19 protein-coding genes are annotated in these 21,306 nt (G+C 66.8%); 7 read left to right on the top strand and 12 right to left on the bottom strand.

The window, feature by feature from the left end:
- From ACZZ93_RS08400 to ACZZ93_RS08365, 8 genes are all read right to left on the bottom strand, one after another.
- Window positions 1–4,035: a PKD domain-containing protein gene (locus ACZZ93_RS08400; protein WP_463510857.1), complete on the bottom strand. Its 4,035-nt coding sequence runs from the start codon at window positions 4,033–4,035 to the stop codon at window positions 1–3.
- Complete coding sequence (locus tag ACZZ93_RS08395; RefSeq protein WP_463510856.1) at window positions 4,035–4,712, bottom strand: hypothetical protein; 678 nt, start codon at window positions 4,710–4,712, stop codon at window positions 4,035–4,037. The genes ACZZ93_RS08400 and ACZZ93_RS08395 overlap by 1 nt, the downstream gene beginning before the upstream one ends.
- Window positions 4,713–4,776: 64 nt before the next feature.
- Window positions 4,777–5,394 carry a DUF4352 domain-containing protein gene (locus tag ACZZ93_RS08390; RefSeq protein ID WP_053098699.1) on the bottom strand — a complete coding sequence of 206 codons (618 nt, stop codon included), beginning with the start codon at window positions 5,392–5,394 and terminating at the stop codon, window positions 4,777–4,779.
- A gap of 186 nt (window positions 5,395–5,580) precedes the next feature.
- Window positions 5,581–6,717, bottom strand: a complete 1,137-nt coding sequence (locus ACZZ93_RS08385; RefSeq protein WP_463510855.1) for a glycosyltransferase family 4 protein — start codon at window positions 6,715–6,717, stop codon at window positions 5,581–5,583.
- 1 nt (window position 6,718) lies between these two features.
- The gene (locus ACZZ93_RS08380; RefSeq protein WP_200955152.1) at window positions 6,719–7,606 is read right to left on the bottom strand and encodes a hypothetical protein; all 888 of its coding nucleotides are present in this window, start codon (window positions 7,604–7,606) and stop codon (window positions 6,719–6,721) included.
- Between the two features lie 2 nt (window positions 7,607–7,608).
- Window positions 7,609–8,724 (bottom strand): Gfo/Idh/MocA family protein, encoded by a 1,116-nt coding sequence (locus ACZZ93_RS08375; protein ID WP_053098702.1) that lies wholly within the window; start codon window positions 8,722–8,724, stop codon window positions 7,609–7,611.
- On the bottom strand, window positions 8,721–9,869 hold the full coding sequence (locus ACZZ93_RS08370; RefSeq protein ID WP_053098703.1) for a DUF1972 domain-containing protein: 1,149 nt from the start codon (window positions 9,867–9,869) through the stop codon (window positions 8,721–8,723). The genes ACZZ93_RS08375 and ACZZ93_RS08370 overlap by 4 nt, the downstream gene beginning before the upstream one ends.
- 98 nt (window positions 9,870–9,967) lie before the next feature.
- Window positions 9,968–11,500 (bottom strand): sugar transferase, encoded by a 1,533-nt coding sequence (locus tag ACZZ93_RS08365; RefSeq protein ID WP_053098704.1) that lies wholly within the window; start codon window positions 11,498–11,500, stop codon window positions 9,968–9,970.
- Between the two features lie 354 nt (window positions 11,501–11,854).
- On the opposite strand from ACZZ93_RS08365, the gene ACZZ93_RS08360 reads away from it, so the two are divergent.
- The 7 genes from ACZZ93_RS08360 to ACZZ93_RS08330 all read left to right on the top strand — a co-directional run bounded on the left by ACZZ93_RS08360 (window position 11,855) and on the right by ACZZ93_RS08330 (window position 17,246).
- Window positions 11,855–12,985, top strand: a complete 1,131-nt coding sequence (locus ACZZ93_RS08360; RefSeq protein ID WP_463511732.1) for a low temperature requirement protein A — start codon at window positions 11,855–11,857, stop codon at window positions 12,983–12,985.
- Window positions 12,986–13,074: 89 nt separating this feature from the next.
- A complete protein-coding gene (locus ACZZ93_RS08355) occupies window positions 13,075–14,049 on the top strand; it encodes an intradiol ring-cleavage dioxygenase (RefSeq protein ID WP_463510854.1) in 975 nt (324 codons plus the stop codon).
- 42 nt (window positions 14,050–14,091) lie between these two features.
- Window positions 14,092–14,334, top strand: coding sequence for a twin-arginine translocase TatA/TatE family subunit (locus ACZZ93_RS08350; protein WP_463510853.1), 243 nt, complete (start codon window positions 14,092–14,094; stop codon window positions 14,332–14,334).
- Between the two features lie 3 nt (window positions 14,335–14,337).
- The gene (gene tatC, locus ACZZ93_RS08345; RefSeq protein ID WP_320491445.1) at window positions 14,338–15,132 is read left to right on the top strand and encodes a twin-arginine translocase subunit TatC; all 795 of its coding nucleotides are present in this window, start codon (window positions 14,338–14,340) and stop codon (window positions 15,130–15,132) included.
- Entirely contained in the window at window positions 15,129–15,536 is a 408-nt protein-coding gene (locus tag ACZZ93_RS08340; RefSeq protein ID WP_463510852.1) for a Sec-independent protein translocase subunit TatA/TatB, read from the top strand. The genes tatC and ACZZ93_RS08340 overlap by 4 nt, the downstream gene beginning before the upstream one ends.
- Window positions 15,537–15,694: 158 nt before the next feature.
- Window positions 15,695–15,979: a hypothetical protein gene (locus ACZZ93_RS08335; RefSeq protein WP_150115151.1), complete on the top strand. Its 285-nt coding sequence runs from the start codon at window positions 15,695–15,697 to the stop codon at window positions 15,977–15,979.
- A 148-nt stretch (window positions 15,980–16,127) separates the two neighbouring features.
- Complete coding sequence (locus ACZZ93_RS08330) at window positions 16,128–17,246, top strand: fatty acid desaturase family protein (protein ID WP_053098710.1); 1,119 nt, start codon at window positions 16,128–16,130, stop codon at window positions 17,244–17,246.
- Window positions 17,247–17,325: 79 nt separating this feature from the next.
- On the opposite strand, the gene ACZZ93_RS08325 is transcribed toward ACZZ93_RS08330, so the two are convergent.
- From ACZZ93_RS08325 to ACZZ93_RS08310, 4 genes are all read right to left on the bottom strand, one after another.
- Window positions 17,326–18,156 carry an ABC transporter permease gene (locus tag ACZZ93_RS08325; RefSeq protein WP_053098711.1) on the bottom strand — a complete coding sequence of 277 codons (831 nt, stop codon included), beginning with the start codon at window positions 18,154–18,156 and terminating at the stop codon, window positions 17,326–17,328.
- Entirely contained in the window at window positions 18,153–19,058 is a 906-nt protein-coding gene (locus ACZZ93_RS08320; protein ID WP_463510851.1) for an ABC transporter ATP-binding protein, read from the bottom strand. The genes ACZZ93_RS08325 and ACZZ93_RS08320 overlap by 4 nt, the downstream gene beginning before the upstream one ends.
- Before the next feature lie 111 nt (window positions 19,059–19,169).
- On the bottom strand, window positions 19,170–20,600 hold the full coding sequence (locus ACZZ93_RS08315) for a cell division initiation protein (RefSeq protein WP_463510850.1): 1,431 nt from the start codon (window positions 20,598–20,600) through the stop codon (window positions 19,170–19,172).
- 163 nt (window positions 20,601–20,763) lie between these two features.
- Complete coding sequence (locus ACZZ93_RS08310; RefSeq protein ID WP_431738718.1) at window positions 20,764–21,267, bottom strand: hypothetical protein; 504 nt, start codon at window positions 21,265–21,267, stop codon at window positions 20,764–20,766.
- Window positions 21,268–21,306 lie beyond the last annotated feature (39 nt).

Genomic DNA, 21,306 nt, shown 5'->3' with positions numbered 1-21,306 from the left:
CTACTGAGCCGGGCCGGACCAGAAGTCGTCGTAGGTGTATACGACCGGCACTGCCGTCGCGCTCCCCGACAGGTAGCTGTTCACTCCGACGTAGCCGGCGGTCTGCAGGGACGCCGTCGCATCCGTGGCAGTGAGTGCCCACGCGGTGGGTTCGGTGGCCGACGTGCGCCACACCTTCGCCTTCAACGTGGTCGGGTTCGTTCCGGTGACCTGCAGTCTGACGCTCAGCTGATCTGCGGTGGTGACCGAGAGACCGGGGATCGTCGTAGACGACAGGACCGTCTCGACCCCGCCGATCGTCTTCGTCAGCCACAGCGACACGACGCCCGTGGAGGCTACACGGAACTTCGCGCGGTAGTCGTTGCCACTGTCGATCTGACGGCCCAGAGCCGAGAAGTAGAAGCCGCCGCCGGTCGACGGCTGGTTGAACGCCACGGTGAACCGCTCCTCGGTGTTCGTCGACGGCGTGGAGCCGGCGAGCGATGCCGAGTAGTTGTTGCCGGCGGACAGCGTGACCGTGCCGCCCGTGCCGTTGACTGCGAACTTGCTGAGGGCCGTCGCGCTGCTCGGGAACATGGTCCATGGGCCGCCCGTCGTCGTCGCGGTGCCCCAGCCGTTGGTCGCCGTGCGCGTGAAGGCGTCCTGCGCCCATACCTGCGGAGCCGCCACCGTGACCGCGTTCGTCGTGGTGGCAGTGGCGCCTCGGTCATCCGTCACCGTCAAAGTCACGGTGTACGTGCCCCCGGCAGCGTAGGCGTGCGTGGCTGTCGAACCCGAGCCCGAGGTGCCGTCTCCGAAGTCCCAGGCGTAGGAGGCGACGGTACCGTCGGCATCCGCGGAGCCGGAGGCGTTCACGGAGGCGGTGAGGTTCGCGACCGACGTGGTGAAGGCCGCGGTCGGTGCCTGGTTCTGCGCGACGGTGACGTCGTGCGTGACCGTCGAGGTGCCCCCTCTGTTGTCGGTCGTCGTGAGCGTCACCGTGTAGGTGCCGGCATTCGCGTAGGTGTGCTCCGCGGTGGCTCCGGTCGCGGTCGCACCGTCTCCGAACTGCCAGGCGTACGACTCGATGGTGCCGTCCGGGTCCGCCGCCGTGGACGCGTCGGTCGAGACCCGGAGCATGTCGGTCGCCGTCGTGAAGGCGGCCGTCGGATCCTGGTTCGGCGCCAGCGTCGTCGTCACCGTGCGAGTCGCGGTCGCCGTGGCGCCGCTGTCGTCGGTGACGGTGAGCGTTGCGGTGAATGTGCCCGCCGTCATGTAGCTGTGCGACGCGGTCGCCCCGGTGCCTGTCCCGCCGTCACCGAAGTCCCAGGCGTACGAGGCGATCGTGCCATCAGGATCCGTCGATGCCGACCCGTCGAAGGCGACGTCGAGGTGATCCGCGTTCGTGGTGACGACTGCCGTCGGGACCTGGTTCGGAGCGACCGTCACGGCGCGCGTGAGGGTGTTGACCAACGATGTGCTGTCCGTCACCTTGAGCGTGATCGTGTACGTTCCGCCAGCGGCGTAGGTGTGCGACGCCGTCGGCCCGTCCGCCAGGGTGCCGTCACCGAAGTTCCAGGCGTAGACGAGCGGGCCCCCGTCAGCGTCGGTGGAGGTGCTGGCATCGACCGCGATGTTCAGCTTGTTCGCCGCAGATGTGAACGCTGCCACCGGGGCACGTCCTGGCACTGTCCGGCCGCTTGCGGCGAAGTGATCGCGCACCCGCTGCTCAGAGAGAGCGGTGGGGTACACGGCGACCTCGTCGAGTGTGCCGGCGATGTAGTTGCTGAGTGTGCTTCCCCAGGTGCGGTCCGCGCCGATGCGCCAGTAGCCGCGGTAGTTCTCAGCCCCTGCCATCGAGTTGCTGCCCACCAGCTGCGTGTCCAACCACAGTTTCATGCCGCCGGTGCCCTGAGTGGCCACCACATGGTGCCACTGCCCGTCGTTGTAAGCCGTGGGGGTCACGAGCGTCGTCTGCGGCTGCCCGCTTCCGAACTGGATCTTGCCGTCACTCTGCATCACCACGTGACGGTCGTACGACGAGCTCAGTCCGCTGGTCGTGTTCCCGAACCCGATCAGGGTCCCACCCCTGGTCGACGTCGTCTTGAACCACAGCTCGGCGCTGTAGGTGCTCGGCGCCGTCCAAGCCTCCTGAGCGACGACGAGCGCGCTCGTCCCGTTGAACGTGGTCGCCGTGCCGGCCCCGATCGCGGATGCCTGCCCCCGGGTCACGGTGCCGGAGAGGTTTCCGGTCGTGCCGCCGGTCGCCGAATCGACGATGCTTCCCGCAACGGTCTCGTTGAGACGCCAGAACAGGTCAGGCTTGTCCGTGGATACGGCGGCGCCGTAGACATCCGTCGGAGTCGAGGTCCAGGCTGCGGAACGCCCGCTCGCGAGGTAGTGCGACTGGATGTCCGACGGGCTCAGGGCCGCCGGATACACGGCGACGTCGTCGATCGTTCCCGCGAGTCCCGCGTTGGTGGGCTTGTTGGTGAAGCCGTTGGTCTGGTCGGCGCCGATGCGCCAATACCCGTCGTAGATCCTCGGCGAGGTTCTGGCCTGGTCGCGGTCGACGCGCTTGCCGTCGACGAAGAGCTGCATCCCCTCACTGCCGACGGTACCCACGATGTGGTGCCAGTTGCCGTCGTTCACGGCGGTCCGGCTGTAGATCGTGCGGTAGGAGCCGTCGTTGATCGCGAAGTTCGCTCGCCCCGAGGTGTCGAGGTAGAGCACGCGATCGGTGGTGCCCGAGGTCGAGGTGCCGGTGGCCGAGTCGCCGAAGCCGACGATTCGTCCGCCCCTGGTGTTCGTGGTCTTCACCCAGGCTTCGACGGTGACTGCGGCGGGCGCGGCGCTGACGTCCTGCGTCGTCATCTTCGGTGAGCTGCCGCCCGCGGAGGTGATGGCCGCGTTCGTGTCGTTCGTCATCGCGCCGCTCGAGCCGAGCGTGAGGCCTGTCGCAGTGCCCGCTGCGTTTCCGATGTCGTCCTTGAGGCGGGTTCCCGTGGTCTCATCGAGGCGCCAGTAATGCTCGGCTCCGCTCGCTCGCACTGCCGCGCGGTATGCAGCGGTCGGCGCGCTCGACACGGTGACGTAGGGCGACCACGCGCTCCACTGGACGTTGCCGTCTGCGTCCTTGGCCCTGACCTGGTAGCGCACCTGCGCTCCGGGCGCCTGCCCGGTGTCGGTGATGCTGAGGTCCGGGAGGTTCCAGAAGCGGCCGTCGCTGCGCGTGAAGGTCGCGATCTTCACCGACGGGCTGCGGAAGACGTCGTACGTGATCGTGGCGTTGTCACGATCCCAGACACTGGTGAACGGCACGCGCACGACGCCGGACTCGTTCGAGTACGGAGCCGGTGTGAGGCCCGCGTTGTACACCGGGCCGACCGCGTGCGGCGAGACGCTCGTCTTGCCGAAGCGGACGAGCCCCTGCTGAGCGACGTTGTTCACCTTCGGGAACTCGCCGCCGAGCACCACGTAGTTCGCGTTGCCGGTCACTGACCAGGCCGCCTGGCGAGAGCTGGTGTAGGTGCCGAACTCGAGGTCGGGGTACCAGTTCAGCTGCTCGGTGTACGGGAGTCCGGTGAAGTCCCAGCCGTAGGCGTCCTTCTTGGTGATGACGCCCGTGGGTGTCGTGCTCTCGGCGATGGCCTTGGTCCAGCGTGAACGCGGGTTCGTGTCGCCGAACGCTCCGACCACACTGCAGTCGTGTTTGTGCGAGACGGAGTACAGCACCCCGTCCCTGGGGAACGAGCCGTAGGTGTCGCCGAGGCAGTCGTTGACCCAGTTGATCGAGCCCGTGTACGGGTCCGCAGCGAATGTTCCCTCGAACGACGCTCCAGCGCCGAAGGCATAGCCCGTCCCGTAGACCTGGGTGCCGTCAGTGCTGAGGCTCGAGATCGCGCCATTGAGGCCGGCCGTCTTGATCTTGTCGGTGGCGGCCCACGGAAGGGCGGTGCCCGACGCGGCGTCGATCGATGCCATGCCGTAGGCGGACGCGCCGTTGAGCGTCGTGAAGGAGCCTCCGATGATGACGCGGGACGCGTCGGGACTCATCAGCATGTCCCAGACGAATCCGTCGCCGGCGGCAGACGGAGCCCACGGGAGGATCGCCTTGGTCGTGCTGCTCCAGGCGGCCAGCTCGCTGCGCGGTTGCCCCCGCTGGAGCGGAAGTTGCCGCCGACGTAGACCGTGTCACCGGCGAACGCGAAACCGCGTACCTGTCCGTCAGCGCGCGGTGCCCAATCGAGCATCGCACCGGTTGCGACGTCGAACGAGGCCACATGCGCGCGAGCCTGTCCGTCGACAGCGGTGAAGTCGCCGCCGAAGTAGACCGTCTTGCCGTCGGGGGTGACCCGCACGACGAGGCCCTGGCCGTCGAAGGCATGGTTGAAGTTGGGCACCGGGTTGCCGGTGGTGATGTCGAAGGCGAACACGTTGTTCGCGTCGATCTCGCCGGGGCCGCCGACGGCGACCCCCGGCGGACGCGCCTTGGTGAAGCTGCCCGTGACGTACACGGTGTTCCCGGCGACCGCCTGGCTCCATACGACGCCGTTGATCTGCCACGTCGGCAGGACGTCGGCGGTGACGGTGTCGGGCTGGCCGGGGGTGTCAGCGGATGCCGACTCGGTCGGCATCGCGATGAAAGCGATCATGGCGAGCGCCGTGGCCGCGGTGGCGATCGCGGCGATCACGCGACGGAGACGATCTGCTCCGCGGGCGGTGCGTGTCATGGAAGTTCCTCGTTCTGAGATGCGGTCGAGTCGAGTGGTGGCGCGCGGGCTCAGTGATGACATGTCAGTCGAGCCCTCCGCGGAAGATTGCGGATGTATGGTCGCCGTCGAAGTCGACGACCAGCGTGACCTCGTCGCGCGCATCGGCGGGAACGGCGAAGGCGTACGCGGCGGTGGCGCTCTCTCCGGCTGCCAGGACACCGGCGAGGTCGACGGTCTCAGCCTCTGCGGCGTATACGCGCACGGCGGTCGCGCCGTTAGCGTCGAGCAATGTCAGTACGGAGGTGCCGAGGTCGATCGCCTGCGAGGAGCCGTTGTCGATCGTGATCGTCAGGCGGGCGTACTCGCGGTCCGGGAAGCTCCCGGGGCCCTGCGCCGTCTCGGCTGCGAACGTGACATCGTCGATCGCGACGCTCACGCCGTCGTCATAGGACACCGCATCCGAGGTGCGGGCGGGATCCGCCTTCACGCTCGGTTCGCCCGACTGGCCCGCCCTCTCGATCTTCGCGACCGGTTCGTCCGGAGACGGCCCGTCGGACTCGCTCGGTGCTACGGCACCCGCGGTCGGATCCGAAGTGGACGTCGCCGACGGATTCGCCGACGGCCCCCCGCCGCTCGGTGCCTCGCTGCTGCCGGTGCAAGCGACCAGGCTCACGCAGAGCGCGAGGGTCGCGATGGACATGCTTGTACGCGCAATCATCATGATTGTCGATCCCCAGATTCCCCAATCAGGGTTGCCGACATCGATCCGTTCAGAACGGATCGGTCAGCTTGTGTCATCCCCAAATGACACTATCCCCAGTGGCGAGATCATATCATGTCCACCGGATGGGGGACAAGAGACCTGTGGATAGAGTTCGCTAGACCTTCAGGGCAAGCGCGGCCAGGATGCCGTCCGAATAGCGCGCAGTCGAGAACGCCTCAGCAACGGCGACGGAATCCGCCAGTGCGAGCCGAGCCTGCGCGGGCCAGTCGTCGATCTTCGCGGCGATGGTCGCAGCCAGTTCGGCGGCGTCGCCGGGGGTGACGAGCGTGGCGCTCTGGGAGGCGCTGACAGCCTCGGGCAGACCCCGACCCTGCTCACGACTGCGGGGCGCGCGGACAGCGCGGCCTCGACAGCGGTGTTCCCGAACGTCTCGTCGACCAAAGAGGTGACGAGCGAGAGATCTGTGCGGGCCAGGTCGTCCCACACGGAGGCCTTGAAGCCGAGGAAGGATACGCGCTCGCCGAGTCCGCGCTGCTCGATGCGAGCGTGCAGCTCCTCGAGGTAGGACTCGTTGCCCGGGAAGACGGCTCCGACGATGTCGAGGCGGGCGTCCCGGCGACCGCGGACGAGGATGTCGAGCGCATCGACCGCGACATGCACACCCTTGCGGTGAGAGAGACGACCGACGTACAGAAGGCGGGTCGGCGCGACGAGGGACGAACGCGGTGGCACGACCTCTGGCGGCCTCGGAACGGCATTGTGCACCACCACAGTGCGCGAGCGCACCCGAGGCGCGGCCTCGGCGAGGACACGCCTTGTGAAATCGCTGTTCGCGATCACCCGATGGCTGAACACGAGTGGAAGATAGAGCGCGCGTCGCAGGATGCCCGACACGGAGCCTTCACCCTCATGGACATGGCACACGGTCAGCCGGCGGCTCCACCGGGCCAGGGCGATCCACAGCGGGGGAGTGATCGTGTTCACGATCACGGCGCCGGGGTCGACGCGCCGGATCAGTCGGAGGCCCGGTCCGATCGACCTCAGAGCGGTGACGAACAGGCTGATCAGCCCGCGCGGACTCAACAGGCCCTTGCGCACGATGGGAGTCGAGCATTCGACCACCTCGGCACCCGCCTGCGTGAGCAGCGGCACGAGAGGTCCCGAAGCCGGCACGGTGACGACGACTCGTCGCCCCGCACCTACGAGAGCCCGCACGGTCTCGAGCACCATCCGATCCGAGCCGTAGAGGTCGGCACCGGGGTTCGCGATCAGGACGACGTTGGGATCACCGGTGGGCATGTCAGCGCTGCGGCCAGTATTCGTCGACGAGACTCACTGTCGACGCGATGTTCGCCCTGCTCGATGCGCCGAAGACGATCGACTCGAGGTTCGGTAGCGAGGTCACCCATTCGATGGCCTCCCGCGGCGGGATGGCACCGCTGGCATACACCGACATCGCGACCGCGCGGAACGGGCGCTTGTCCATCGCCTCGCGGTACGCGTCGACGCCCCCGGACATACGGAAGCCGAGCTTGTTGATGTTCGAGCACACGATCGGGTTCTCGACGCCGGCCTTGTCGAGGTCGTCGAGCAGGCGAGGCAGGTTCATCGTGATGAAACCGGGTTCCGCGTTGTAGCGCTTGCGCACGTGATCGGCGAAGATGCGGAACGCGTCGGTGAAGCCCAGCCCCGAGAGCAAATCGACGACCACGTTCTGAAGCCAGATGACGGGGGTGTCGAGGCCCTCGAACATCTTCATCTCGGCGTCGATGAGCAGCGTCGTCACGCCCTCGATGTCTTTGCGGGCGAGCGAGGAGGTGCCGCGAGCGATGCTGTCGAGGAGTCCCTCCTCCGGGAGGAACTTGCGGATTGCGCCGAGGAAGCCGTCTTCCGTCACCGCATTGGCGTACTTGTGCGCATACGGCATACACGGGAAGAAGGTCATGTCCGAGTAACGATCGGGGTGCGCGCGGACGTGGTCCGTCACCTCGGCGATCCGGTCGTGAGTGGTGCACATGAAGGTGTGGACACCCTCGTCGTACGCGGCGTCCAGGACGCTCATGATGGCGTCTGTGTCCTGGAAGCGCATCTGCTGCGCCCGTGCCTTCTCTTCTGACATGTGATTGACGCCGAAGAACTGGTTGTCACCGAACAGCAGCCGGTCCATCGTTCGAGTGGTTGTCGTCATGGTCATTTCCCTCCGCGCAGCGCGGTCAATGCCGCCGCGATGCGCCCCTTCGGTGCGGTGTTCACTGCGAGATCGGATGCTGCGTCAGAGGTGAGGCGCGAGTCCTCGCGCACCGCGTCCTCGCTGATCATGGAGATCACCCTGTCGGTGACCGCGGCCGACGCGAAGTCGTTCGTGCCGGCGGACGCACCGGCCTGCGCACGCTGCACGAACGAGTCGAGCTGGGCGCTGTACTCCTCGCCGCGCAGATAGAACCACGGTGCCTCGGTGAGCTCGGTGGTGTATCGGACGTTCCAACCGACACGGTATCCCTCGGGGATCGTCGCCGTGTCTCGCAGGTAGACGTGGATCTCCTGGCGGTCTGCGTAGATGCGACCGTTGGTGCCCCACAGCGTGATCTTGGTGGTCATCTTGCGCTGCGACTCGTCAGACCAGTTGGAGATGATCTGCGCCGTGCCGTCGGGGTAGTGCAGAGTGCTCGCGACAGCGTCGTCGATCTGGGCGGAGAAGATGCTCGTCAGCTGACTGCCGCTCACCGACTCCGGTGTGCCCAGGTACCAGGTGAGGAGGTTGAGCGGATGCGCCGCGTAGTCGTAGAGGCACCCTCCACCGGTCGCTCGCTCGCTTCGCCAGGTGCGCCCGGCGGGCTTGAGCACGACGGGGCCGTACGCCTCGGCGAGCGCGGTGTTCACGGTGCCGATCGCGTCGAGGTCGAGGAGTCGCTTGACTTCGCGGAAGGCGCCGACGAACCGATTGTGGTAACCGACCTGTGTGACCAGACCCTTCTGCTCGGCGAGTGCGGTGAGCTCGATGCTGTCAGCGGGGTCGATGACGAGAGGCTTCTCGCAGAACACGTGGATGCCGCGTTCGAGCGCCCGCCGGATCATGCCGGCGTGCAGGTGCGTCGGCGTCGCGATGATGATTGCCTGCGGACGAGCCTCGTCGAGCATCTTGTCGAGGTCCTTGTATGTCGTGACCCCCGTGTACTTCGCGAGGATGTCGAGAAGGTACCCCGTCGCATCGCACACTCCGACGAGATTCACGTCTGGGTGGGCCTTGATCATCGACAGGTGGGACAGTCCCATCTTCCCCAGTCCGACTACCGCGACATCGATCATGCGTTTACCCCTGTCTGCTGATGCGTGTGGCCTCGTCGCGCGAGTGCCGTCTGTAGCGCCTTCTCGTACTCGGCGCCGATCTTGGTCCAGGTGAATTCCGCGTGGAACCTGTCGCGGCTGGCGGCGCCCATGCGCTGCCGTCTGCTGTCATCGGAGAGCACGTCGTCGAGCAGGCCGGCGAGATCGTCGGCTCCGGTGAAGTAGGCGTTGTCGGGTCCTGCGACCCAGGTGTTGTAAGAGTTGTCGTGAGCGATCACGGGGTTGCCTGCGGCCATGGCCTCGACGAGCGAGGGGTTGGTCCCACCGACAGTGTGACCGTGCAGATAGAGAGCGGAGTGGAACCGGAGCGACCGCATCCGCTCCGGCTCGAAGATGGCACCGGGGAAGAGCACCTCATCGGATGCCGCCGCCCGCACAGCCACGTGGTAAGGGTCGTCCTCGCCGTAGGGGCCGACGACCACCAACGGCATTCCCCGTGAGGTGGCCGACCACGCCTGCACGATCTCGAGAACGGAGTTCTCGGGGATCGGTCGGCAGACGACGGTCGCATACCTGCCGGGCACGAGGCCGAGTTCCTCGACGGGTGCGGTCGGAGCATCGACGACCTCGTGGGCGCCATAGGTGATGGTCTGAACGCGCCGCGTGCCGAAGTGGCGCCGCAGATACGTCGCGATCACGGGGTGGTCGGCGATCAGCACATCGCCGACCCAGCCGGCGAGACGCTCGTTCGCCAGCAGGATTCCCTGCTTGACGATGCCCCAGCGCTTGCGTGTCCACTCCATGCCGTCCATGTTGATGACGTTGGGGATCCGCCGAAGCCGCGGGAAGACGTCGAAGACACCGGTGTTGTAGCCGAAGGTCAGCCAGACGTCGCCGTCGATGTGCTCGCGCATCGCGTGACGGATCGTGGTCAGGTCGAATGCCGACGTGCCCTTCCAGCCTTCACGTGGCTCGTGCACGAGCACGCGCTGGAGACCGTTCCAGTCGTCGACCGTGGTCGGACCCTCGCCCGGGAGCTGGCAGTAGACGATGACGTTCCACCCCTGATCGCGAAGATACAGACCGACGTTCTCGGCCGCCGTCTCGAAGCCGCCATAGGCGGCAGGAACGCCGTGGGTGCCAAGTATCCGAACGGTTGATGGCACGGTGATTTCCCCCTCATGTCGGGTGCTCCCGCACCCATTTCACTGCATCACGGCCCTGCATCCGCCTCCCCGGCAGACCGAACCACAGTGTTCTGTACCTAGTATGCCCCGCTGGGCTGGACCATGACCTTGGCGGTGCGCCACATGATCTGCAGGTCGTTCATGACCGACCAGTTCTCGACGTAGCGCAGGTCGAGGCGAACGCTCTCGTCCCACGAGAGATCGCTGCGCCCGGAGACCTGCCACAGGCCCGTGATGCCCGGCTTGATGTAGAGCCGACGGAACACGGTGCCGTCGTAGGCGGTGACCTCGGTGGGCAGCGGCGGGCGCGGACCCACGACGCTCATGTCGCCGATGAGGACGTTCCAGAACTGCGGCAGCTCGTCGAGAGACAGCTTGCGCAGGATCCTGCCCACCCGCGTGACGCGGGGGTCGTCCTTCATCTTGAACAGCAGGCCCGCTCCCTGGTTCTGCTCCTTGAGCGTCGCGAGTTGCTGCTCGGCGTCGGTCTTCATCGAGCGGAACTTCATGATCTTGAAGGTGCGACCGTCGCGACCGACACGCTCCTGCGAGAAGAACAGCGGTCCGGGCGAGTCCAGCTTGACGAGGAGCGCGAGGATCGGCGTGATGAGTGCGATCGGGATGAGAGCGACGGACGCGACGGCGATGTCGAGTGCGCGCTTCAGCACGTGCTGACCGCCCTCGTACGAGGGGATCTGCACCTGGATCAGCGGAAGACCTTCGACAGGAGCGAAGGAGATGCGCGGGCCCGCGACATCGGTGAGGCGGCTCGAGAGCACGAGCTCTGCGGCGGTGCCCTCGAGCTGCCAGCTGAGGTGCTTCACGAAGTCGGGCTCGCCGTCTGGGCGGCTTGCGACGATGATCGTGTCGGCGCCCAGTTCGGCAGCCACGGTGGAGACGGAGTTGACGTTGCCGAGCACGGGGAACTGCTCGCCGCGTGCTTCGACATCTCGCGCGTTGCCGTCGAGCAGCGTCGCGCCCACCACCTGGTACCCGGAGGCGCCGATCGGGTGCAGGGTGCGGATGACGTACTCGACGTCGTCGCGGTTGCCGACGACGAGCGTGCGCGAGGCGAAACGACCTCGCGCACGCTGCGCCGTCAGCCAGTGCCGCCACGCCCAGCGCGTGACGAGCAGCGTGAGGACACCGAGCGGCAGGCCGACCAACAGCACGAGCTGCATCGTCTGCCAGCCGAGCACGACGCTGAGCATGGCGATGATCCCGAACGCCAATCCACTCGCGTGTGCCACACCGCGGTACTCGGTGGCGCTGGCGCGGAACAGCGCTGCGTCACGGGTGTGCAGCGCGCCGAGCATCAGATACCAGAGCGTGGCCAGCAGAATGCCGTTGCGCAGGGCCTCTTCCCCTGCGACACCGGTCATCATCTGGACCGCTGCTGTGATTCCGACCGCGAACAGGATGACCCCAGCATCCGTGATCCGCAGTCGCATCCGATAACGCCGCTCCCACTGGCGACGTCGCTCCAGCGTTGCGGACACGCGCGGTGTGACCACCGTGCGCGTGACCGACTTCGCGGCTCGCGGAGCAGAGACCGGCGTGAAGACCGAACCCGCGCGAGTGATGCTCAGAGCATCCTCGACGGAAGTCATGCCGAGGCCCCTTGAGCCTTGAATGTACGCAGAATTCCCCAGTGCGCCATAGTTATCCCCAGATATTCCCCAGACCACGGACCCCACGTCCATGGCATCGTCTGCGTTCCCGACCCCTCGGGTCCTGCTGCATCCGTGATCCCACATCACGGGTTGCGGTCACCGTCCCACACGGTGGTGCTGGCAGCAGGCACTGCAGACTTCGTTCACTCTAGCGGAACCAAACGTTCAGGGGAAGATAATTCACGGGAGTGGATCAACCTGTATTCCGGTACATCTGCTTAGTCGGAGAATGGCCCCCGATATTCTGACCGCGTGACCACCACTTCAGCGCCTCGATTCCATCTCAGCCGCATGCTGCCGAGGGATCCGGCTCAGCCTCATCGCACGGCCAGCACGCTCGAGCTGTTCTTCGATCTCGTCTTCGTCGTCGCGGTGAGCATCGCCTCGGCCCAACTGCACCACGCGCTGAGCCACGGCGACTTCGTGCACGGAATCACCTCCTACGCGATGGTGTTCTTCGCGGTGTGGTGGGCGTGGATGAACTTCACCTGGTTCGCCACCTCCTTCGACACAGACGACTGGTTGTATCGCGTCACCACCATCATCCAGATGGGCGGAGTGCTCGTGCTCGCTGCCGGCATCCCTGCGGCGTTCGAGGAGGGGGACTTCACCGTCCCGGTGATCGGCTACATCGTCATGCGCGTGGCCATGATCGCGCAGTGGCTCCGGGCGTCCCGCGGTGCGGGAGATCTCAAGGCCGCCGCGCGTCGGTACGCCATCGGGATCGCCGGTGTGCAGGTGCTCTGGGTGCTGTTCCTGCTCATCCCGTCGGGCCCCCTCCAGCTCGTGGTCTTCGTGGTCTTCGCTCTCGTCGAGGTCAGCGTGCCCGTGTTCGCCGAGCGCCGCAGACAGACGCCCTGGCATCCGCATCACATCACCGAGCGCTACGGGCTGTTCACCCTGATCGTGCTCGGCGAGAGCCTCCTCGCCTCCGCCAATGCGATCATCGACGCGAAGAACGAACTCGACTCCTTCGTCCCTCTCATCTCGATCTCCGTGCTGACCTTGGTCGTGACCGCTTCTCTCTGGTGGATCTACTTCTGGGCGCCGCACCACAGGGCGATCACGACGTTCGGCCGCTCGCTCCGCTACGGGTACACGCACTATCTCGTCTTCGCCGCGGCCGCCGCCTTCTCAGCGGGCATCGAGGTCGAACTCGACGTCCTGATAGGGGAGAGCCATCTCTCCACCATCCAGGCGTCGTTCACCGTGACCATCCCGATCGCGATCTTCCTGCTCGGCGTCTGGTGGATCGCGATCCGCGAGAACGCCGACAGGGTGGTGAACACCGTCGTGCCGGTCGGTGCGGCTGTCGTCCTCCTCGACGCCGTGCTGCCCATCCCTGTCGCGGTCAGCGCCCTCGTTCTCGTGGTGATCGTGGTCGTCCTCGTCCTCCATCCGCCGGTGCGTCGAGAGCCATAGATTCTGCATAGACGCGGCATAGCTCGCTGATCGGCTCCTCCGTGACCATGGGTACATCGACACCCATCCACATCGAGAGGAGCACGATCATGAGCCGCATTCCCGAACCCGTACAGACCCCTGAGGGCCCGACCTACGAGGGGCGGCTGCTCGACCGTACCGATGAGGAGGTCGTGGATCAGGGCGCCGCCTTCGACATCCGCACCCTGGTGACGCGCCGCGGCATTCTCGGACTCGCCGGACTCGGGGTGGGCGCGATGGTGCTCGCCGCGTGCGCCCCGTCGGGCAGTGGCAGCACGAGCGAGTCGACATCGACGAGCGATACGGGGACGACGTCCGGATCGTCGACCGCGACAGCGGCCGGCGAGATACCCGACGAGACCGCAGGTCCCTACCCCGGAGACGGATCGAACGGACCGGACGTCCTCGAGGATTCGGGCATCGTGCGACAGGACATCACGACGTCGATCGACGGGTCGGCGACAGCCGACGGCATCCCGCTGACCTTCGAGTTCCAGGTGGTCGACCTCGCGAACGGCAGCGTCCCCTTCGAGGGCGTCGCGGTGTACGCATGGCACTGCACGGCTGAGGGGGAGTACTCGATGTACTCGTCGGGGCTCGAGGATGTCACCTACCTCCGAGGAGTGCAGGTGGCGGATGCCGAGGGGAAGGTCTCGTTCACGTCGATCTTCCCCGGCTGCTACTCGGGCCGCTGGCCGCACATCCACTTCGAGGTCTACCCCGACCTCGCCTCGATCACCGACTCGGCCAACGCCATCGCCACGTCCCAGCTGGCACTGCCCGAAGATGTCTGCGCCACCGTCTACGCCGATTCCCGCTATCCGGGCTCGACGCAGAACCTGTCGCAGACGAGCCTCTCCGGCGACAACGTCTTCGGCGACGACTCCGGCGCCCTTCAGCTGGCCACTGTCACCGGCGGCGGCAGCGGATACACCGCGACGCTCGTGGTCGGCGTCGACACGGCCACGACGCCCAGCGCAGGCTCCGCGCCGTCGGGCGGCGCGGGCGGCCCCGGTGGTGGCGGCGAGCCGCCGTCCGACTGAACCCGAACCCCGACAACCCCTCCACGCGAAAGAACAGAGACCATGCTCCAGAACCTCACAGGGTGGCACGCCCTGATCATCCTCGCGATCGTCGTCCTCGTCTTCGGCGCCGCGAAGCTCCCCGCCCTCGCCAAGAGCGTCGGCCAGTCGATGCGCATCCTCAGATCGGAGGTCGCCGACCCTTCGAACGAGGCACGGGTCGAGCCGACGCCGAGGGGCCGGGACCGTGTCGACGCTCGGGAGTCCGCAGACCTCCCGCAGCCCGTCCTGCGGCCCGCGGAGTAAACCGTGTCCTCGCTCGCCGCTGATGCCGTCGAGGCGAGCACCGCGCCCGCCCTGGCCAGGATGCCGCTGTCCTCGCACCTGCGGGAGGCGCGCACGCGCTCGTTCCGTGCGACGGCGGCGCTCCTGACCGGGGTGGTCGCCGGGTATCTCCTCTCGGACCAGATCCTCGAGGTCGTGCGAGCACCGATCAGTGCGCTCGCCGAATCGCGCGATGCGAGCCTCAACTACGACAGCATCACCGGGGCTTTCGACCTTCGGCTCAAGATCGCGCTCTTCGCCGGTGTCGCGCTGTCGAGTCCCGTCTGGATGCACGAGCTGCTCGCGTTCCTCGCTCCGGGTCTGACCACCAGAGAGAAGAGGTACACGTTCGGCTTCCTGGCGGCATCCGTTCCGCTGTTCGTCGGCGGATGCCTGATGGGCTTCCTTCTCTTCCCCCACATGGTCGAGCTGCTCGCGAGCTTCGCCTCGACCGAGGACAGCACGCTGCTGCAGGCGTCGTACTACGTCGACTTCATCCTCAAGATCGTGCTCGCGACCGGGGTCGCCTTCGTGCTCCCGGTGTTCGTCGTGATGCTCAACCTGCTCGGTGTCGTGTCGGCGGCGGCGATCGCGCGGAGCTGGCGTCTCGTCGTCGTCGCGATCGTCCTCTTCAGTGCGGTCGTGACCCCCGCGGCCGACGTGCTGTCGATGTTCCTGATCGCGATCCCCATGACCCTGCTGTTCCTGATCGCCCTGCTGCTCGCATGGCTGCATGACCGCAGGGTCGGGGAGTCGGCCGTCGGCACGACGGAGGCATGACGATGTTCGGACTCACGATCGAGAAGCTGTTCCTCGTCGCGCTGATCGCAGCCGTGATCATCGGTCCTCGGCGACTGCCGGACTATGCGGGCCGTCTCGGCGCCCTCGTCCGCCGGGTGACGCTCACCGTCGGCGAGGCGGCGCGGCGAGCCGAGCAGGAGGCCGGAGTGGCGAGCATCCGCCAGGAATGGACCGCCGTGGATCCTCGGCAGTACGACCCGAGGCAGATCATCCGCGAGGCGTGGGGTGCGGGGGAGGAGCCGGACGGCTCGAAAGCCGCTGAGGCCCCGCAGCCGGAGCCCGAGGGGCGCTGGATCGTGGCTGGATCGTCCGGTCATCCACGGCGCGTGTGGGAGCCCGCTGAGGCGGAGGCCCGCGTGCGCGGCGCCGACCTGCTAGACTGATGGAGCAACGTGAGTTCTGGCCGCCCTCTAGGCCACCACGGAGCCACTGATCAGGGCCATTACGGACCAAGCGCATCGATGCGCGCGGCATCCGCCTTCGATCTCACATCTTGCGGGTCGCGACAACGCGTGCCCGTCACACAGCAATGAGTATCACCATGAGCACGACCACTTTTCCTCCTTCCGATCCGTTGACCTGGAAACAGGCCGACACAGATGTGCACGTCGCGACCCGCGGCGGCGAGTTCGCCGGGTTCGTCGAATTCGACGGCACCGCGCATGTCGCCCGCGACCAGCGCGGTGACGACCTCGGCTCGTTCGAGTCGCTGGATGCCGCCCGTGACGCCCTCGAGAGCGCGAATGCGCCGAGATCTCGCCCGCGCAGCCTCACCTCTCCCTTTCGCCGCGCCCTCCGCAGCCGACCGCGTCGCGCACGCGCCTGACCGTTCCATGCGGGGGAACTGTGAATCGTCAAGGGATGCTGATGTATTCCCCAAATCGCATGAGGGCAGGGTTAGCCTGAGTTAAGCGTTCGGCGATCTGCCTTGGGCTTCACATCAGCTCAAGGGCTCCGATCGACGGGAGAGCAACATCTCCATTTCACAGGTCGAAAAGACCGACGCAGTTCTCGGACCGGTACGTCAGACGTATTCGGGCAATGCGGACATTCCTCCGATGACCCACGCCTACAAGCAGGTCTCGCAGGTCATCCGCGAAACCGGCCTCCTCCAGCGCGCCGGATGGTTCTACATCTTCGTGGCCGCCGGCATCGCCGTGGCTCTGGGCGGAGTCATCACCGGCTTCATCCTTCTCGGCGACAGCTGGCTCCAGCTCCTGATGGCCGGGGCTCTCGGCATCATCCTCACGCAGGTGGCGTTCCTGGCCCATGAGGCCGCGCATCGTCAGATCCTCTCCACGGGCCCGGCGAACTTCCGCCTCGCCCGCATCCTCGCCGCCGGCGTGGTGGGAATCAGCTATTCCTGGTGGGACTCCAAGCACACCAAGCACCACGGCAACCCGAACCAGGTCGGCAAGGACCCCGACATCGAGGTCGACACGATCTCGTTCCTCGAGACCGACGCCGCGCAGTCCCGCGGTATCGTCCGTCTGATCACGCGCAAGCAGGGGTGGCTGTTCTTCCCGCTGCTGACGCTCGAGGGCCTGAACCTCCACTACCTGGGCGTGAAGCACCTGGTGACCAGCAAGAAGGCCAAGGGCCGCTGGATCGAGCTGGGCCTTATCGCCCTCCGGTTCGCGATCGTCCTCGTGCCTGTGTTCCTGATGCTGCCGCTCGGCATGGCATTCGCCTTCATGGGTGTGCAGCTCGCCGTCTTCGGCGTCTACATGGGCGCGTCCTTCGCGCCGAACCACAAGGGCATGCCGATCATCGATCCCAACGCCCGTCTCGACTTCTTCTCGAAGCAGGTGCGCACCTCTCGCAACATCCGTGGCGGATGGTGGGCCACCTGGCTCATGGGCGGACTCAACTACCAGGTCGAGCACCACCTGTTCCCGAACATGCCCCGCCCGCACCTCTCGAAGGCTCGCGAGGTCGTGCGCGACTACTGCGCCGCCAACAACGTGCCGTACACCGAGACCAGCCTCGGCCGGTCGTACGCGATCGTGATCGAGTACCTCAACCGCGTCGGTCTCGCCGCCGGTGCTGATCCGTTCGACTGCCCCGCAGCGGCCCAGTTCGTCCGGGCGTAGACACTCTCGCGGCATCGCAGCCGACCCGCACATCGAACGGCCCCATCCTTCGGGATGGGGCCGTTCGCATGCCAGACGGTCAGTTCCGCCGGATCCAGCGGAACGTCGCGCGGCTGAGGATGAAGCCGACCACGAGCCATGCGGCGAGGGCGACCGCCACGAGCCCGAGATCCCATGATCCGCTCGGCTCTGCCGAGGAGAACGACTCGGGCAGGATCGCCGCGCGCATACCCTGAGCCATCCACTTGAGGGGAAAGACGGAAGCGACGTTCTGCAGCCATTCCGGCAGCGCGGTGAAGGCGATGTAGACGCCGGAGATGAACTGCAGCAGCAGCACGACCGGGATCACCACGGCGGACGCCGTCTTGCCCGACCTCGGCACGGCAGACAGTGCGATGCCGAGAAGCGTGCACGAGAGCAGGCCGAGCACGAAGACCCAGGCGAAGCGACCCCAGGCCTCAGCATCCGAGGGCAGCTCGACCTGATAGAGGACGACCGCGACGACCAGCAGCAGAGTGATCTGCAGGATCGCGGTGACGAAGACCTCACCGATCTTGCCGATGAAGTACGTCGCCGGTGAGATCGGCGTGCTGCCCAGCCGCTTGAGGGTTCCGTCGCTCTTCTCCACTGCGATCTCGATCGACAGGCCCTGCATCCCGGAGAGGAAGATGCCTCCTGCGACGAGACCGGGAAGGTAGTACGTCGCCATGCTGATCTTGTCGGGCCCTTCGCCGATGTCGCCCGTGAAGATCGTCGCGAAGATGAGGTACATGAGGGTGGGGAACAGGAAGGTGAAGAAGACCTGGTCGCTGGCGCGGAAGTACTGACGCAGTTCGAACGGGATGCGGCGTACCCCGAGGCGAACCGTGCGAGCGAGCCCGAAGTTCGGCGTGGCAGTCGTGGTGCTCATGCGGACTCCGCCACATCTGCCCGCAGGGCCTCTGCGGTCGGATCGGAATCGGATGCGGCTCCGTGCTCACGGATGAGGCCGAGGTAGATGTCCTCGAGAGTGGGACGCACGACCTCGAGGCCGTCCGGCTCGCCGCCCGCTCGCTGAAGCTCGGAGACGACCGCGCCGGGAGCGGTCGTGCGCTGCTCGTGGCGCACGCCGGCGGCATCCCTCCAGCGAACCATCGGCGTCCTCGCCTCGGGCCCGCCGATCTCGTCGATCTTCCCGATCGCCACGATGCGCCCGTCTGTGATCACCGCCGCGCGATCGCCCAGCCGGGCGGCCTCATCGAGATAGTGAGTGGTCAGCAGGATGCTGGTGCCCTCGGACTTCAGGGTGCGGATGAGCTGCCAGAACTGCTGTCGGGCCTCGGGATCGAAGCCGGTCGTCGGCTCATCGAGGAACAGGAGTTCGGGGCGTCCGATGATCCCGAGGGCGACATCGAGACGGCGCTGCTGACCACCGGACAGCTTGCCCGCTCTGGATCGCTGCTTGTGCTCGAGCCCCACGGCGGCGATCACCTCGTCGACCGGACGAGGGTGGGGGTAGTAACCGGCGAACTCGGTGAGCAGCTCCCGCACGGTGAAGTTGCCGGCCTCTCCGGTGGACTGCAGAACGATCCCCAGTCGCGCCTTCCACGCCAGACCGCCGCGCTGGGGGTCGACACCGAGCACGCGCACGTCGCCGGACGTGCGGTGACGATAGCCCTCGAGGATCTCGATGGTCGTCGACTTGCCCGCGCCGTTCGGGCCCAGAAGAGCGAAGGTCTCTCCCCGGCGGATGTCGAAGCTGACGCCGTCGACTGCGACGGCACCCCCGTACTCCTTGCGGAGATCCCGCACCTCGATCACGCTGTCTGTCATAGGTACAGCGTGCACGCTGACGGCTCCGAGCGATAGCAGGACGGGTGAACGAAGCGGGGGCGTGGACGGATATCCGCCCACGCCCCCGCTCGGTCAGTCAGGAGAAGTCGCTCAGCGGGAGGCCTTCTGATCGGACTCGACGACCTCGATGGTGATCTTGCCGTCGATCGTCTCGGCGTTCTCGTCGAGGAGCTCGTCCTCCAGTGCCTCGTCACCGCGGAACTCCTCGTCGCCGGTGACCTCGTCGACCGCGTCGTCGGAGTCGTCGATCAGCTCGGCTTCCTCGACCACGACGGTATCGGCCTCGGTGTCGTCGTCGACCTGCGACGCGGCTGCTGCAGAGCCGACGGCTGATGCCTCGTCGCTGAAGATGCCCTCCGGGCGGATCAGCTCGCGCACCTCGGCCATGAAGCTGGCGAGCTGCTGCTGCTGCCAGCGCAGTTGGCGCGCGTGGTCCTCGGCGTCCCGCAGCACGGCGGACGTGTGACCCGTCACCGAGTCGACGATCTTCTGCGACTTCACGCGGGCACGGTCCAGGGTGTCGCGGGCGCGCACCTGAGCATCCGCTTCGATGGTCTGCGCCTGTGACCGCATCAGGCGCTCGTAGTCGTCAGCCTTCGCCGAGATGCGCTGCGCGTGATCGAGCGAAGCGGCCACCTGCTCGTTGGCATCCGTGGTGATGCGCTCGGCGTGGGCGACGGCCTGGTTGTGAAGCACCAGGAACTCCTGCTGAGCGTCGTCCTGCCGACGGGTGAGCGTCTCCTCGAATTCGAGGACGCGGGCGTTCATCTCGCGCACCTCGCGCTCAGCTTCGGCGCGCAGCTGGGTGGTCTCCCGGGTGACGAGCGAGCGGAGCGCCGCAGCGCCCTTCTCCGCCTCGGTGCGGATGGCCGTGGCCTCCTGCGTCGCCTGATGCACCCGCTCTGCGGCGTGAGCGGCCTCGCGCTCGAGCGTCGCCTGGTGGGCGGTGTACTCGGTGTCGATCTTCAGGCGCACCTGGTCGGCGTCGTGCTGAGCGTGCGCGATGATGCGGGTGACGTCGGCATCCGCCTCGGCCCGCTGTGCGGTGACCTCTTCGCGCGCGGCCGCCATCAGACGGTCGGCCTGCACGGCGGCGTTCTGGATGAGGACGTTGGCCTGCTCCTCGGCCACCCGGAGGATCGCCTCGAACTGCTCCCGCGACGGTGCCTCCTGGCCATCCGCGCGCGGGGTGTCGACGAGCTCGTTGGTGAGGGTGGCGACCTGCTGCTCGGTCTCGGCAGCCTTCGCCTTGGTGGCGAGGAGCTCCGCCTCGAGCTCTTCGCGGGCGATGCGCTCTTCTTCGCGAAGCGCCTCGACTGCGTCCTCGTGACGTGCCTCGGTGGCGGCGAGGTCGGCCTTCGCCTGCTTCAGCTGATTGCGCAGAGTGCTGAGGGCCGAGTCGACCTCCGCCTTGTCGTAGCCGCGGAACGAGGCCGTGAAGCCGGACTGCTCGCGCGGCGTCTCTTCGATCAGCTTGTCGAAGAAGTCGGGGGTCCGGTCGTTGTCGAGGGATTCACTCATGGGTCGGCCTTTCCGGCGCAGGTCACAGGGACGGAGAGCTGTGATGAGAAATGGTGCCGTCGCGAGGCCGACTGTGGGCTGGCCGGTGCGTGATCAGCAGTAACACAGCCTAGTTGCGACGGCTGTGAGATGCACCCGATGTTCCGGTACGCACTGGGCTTCTCTACTCCGCGATCCACGACTCGGTCGCATCGTCGCGCCGGTGCCGCAAGGGCGGCCCGGGCGAGACCTGGACGCCCTCAGCGCGTGCTGCGGCGGAGACGGCGGAGCGCAGGTCTGACCAGAACTCGGAAGTGTTGGGAACGCCCAGATGCTCGCGGATCCTCTCCACCTGCAGACGGGTCCCGTTCTCATCGTCGACCACCCGCACGATCGCGTCATCCGGTGCGACGAATCGGATGCCGTAGCCTCCGCTCGCGAGCGGGGTGAACTTGCGTGGCTGCTGACGCACGACCCCGTCGACGATCTCCCTCGCCGTGGCCTCAGACGTCTGCAGCACGAGCGTCGTGCCCAGTTCCTCGAGTATCCCGGTGAGGCGGTCGGCCACGTGACGCTGCCCTGCTCTGCCGCCGGCGGCGCCGGTGGAGCGACGGACCCAGCGGGGCAGGAGGATCGCGAGCACGATGATCGCGCCGATCGCGGCGATGTAGATGAGCGGATTGTCCACGGATACAACCTACGTGCACCTCGTCCCCGAGGCCTTGGA

The sequence above is a fragment of the Microbacterium sp. AC026 genome (genome assembly GCF_979258475.1).
Note: the sequence above shows the minus strand (reverse complement) of the source record. Positions and strands in the feature narration are given on the sequence as shown.

Excerpts from the sequence above, each read along its gene's own strand:
- ACZZ93_RS08400 (WP_463510857.1), bottom strand. The coding sequence starts at position 4,035 with ATGAGTCCCGACGCGTCCCGCGTCATCATCGGAGGCTCCTTCACGACG.
- ACZZ93_RS08395 (WP_463510856.1), bottom strand. The coding sequence starts at position 4,712 with ATGACACGCACCGCCCGCGGAGCAGATCGTCTCCGTCGCGTGATCGCC.
- ACZZ93_RS08390 (WP_053098699.1), bottom strand. The coding sequence starts at position 5,394 with ATGTCCATCGCGACCCTCGCGCTCTGCGTGAGCCTGGTCGCTTGCACC.
- ACZZ93_RS08385 (WP_463510855.1), bottom strand. The coding sequence starts at position 6,717 with ATGCCCACCGGTGATCCCAACGTCGTCCTGATCGCGAACCCCGGTGCC.
- ACZZ93_RS08380 (WP_200955152.1), bottom strand. The coding sequence starts at position 7,606 with ATGACGACAACCACTCGAACGATGGACCGGCTGCTGTTCGGTGACAAC.
- ACZZ93_RS08375 (WP_053098702.1), bottom strand. The coding sequence starts at position 8,724 with ATGATCGATGTCGCGGTAGTCGGACTGGGGAAGATGGGACTGTCCCAC.
- ACZZ93_RS08365 (WP_053098704.1), bottom strand. The coding sequence starts at position 11,500 with ATGACTTCCGTCGAGGATGCTCTGAGCATCACTCGCGCGGGTTCGGTC.
- ACZZ93_RS08360 (WP_463511732.1), top strand. The coding sequence starts at position 11,855 with ATGCTGCCGAGGGATCCGGCTCAGCCTCATCGCACGGCCAGCACGCTC.
- ACZZ93_RS08355 (WP_463510854.1), top strand. The coding sequence starts at position 13,075 with ATGAGCCGCATTCCCGAACCCGTACAGACCCCTGAGGGCCCGACCTAC.
- ACZZ93_RS08350 (WP_463510853.1), top strand. The coding sequence starts at position 14,092 with ATGCTCCAGAACCTCACAGGGTGGCACGCCCTGATCATCCTCGCGATC.
- ACZZ93_RS08340 (WP_463510852.1), top strand. The coding sequence starts at position 15,129 with ATGACGATGTTCGGACTCACGATCGAGAAGCTGTTCCTCGTCGCGCTG.
- ACZZ93_RS08335 (WP_150115151.1), top strand. The coding sequence starts at position 15,695 with ATGAGCACGACCACTTTTCCTCCTTCCGATCCGTTGACCTGGAAACAG.
- ACZZ93_RS08325 (WP_053098711.1), bottom strand. The coding sequence starts at position 18,156 with ATGAGCACCACGACTGCCACGCCGAACTTCGGGCTCGCTCGCACGGTT.
- ACZZ93_RS08320 (WP_463510851.1), bottom strand. The coding sequence starts at position 19,058 with ATGACAGACAGCGTGATCGAGGTGCGGGATCTCCGCAAGGAGTACGGG.
- ACZZ93_RS08315 (WP_463510850.1), bottom strand. The coding sequence starts at position 20,600 with ATGAGTGAATCCCTCGACAACGACCGGACCCCCGACTTCTTCGACAAG.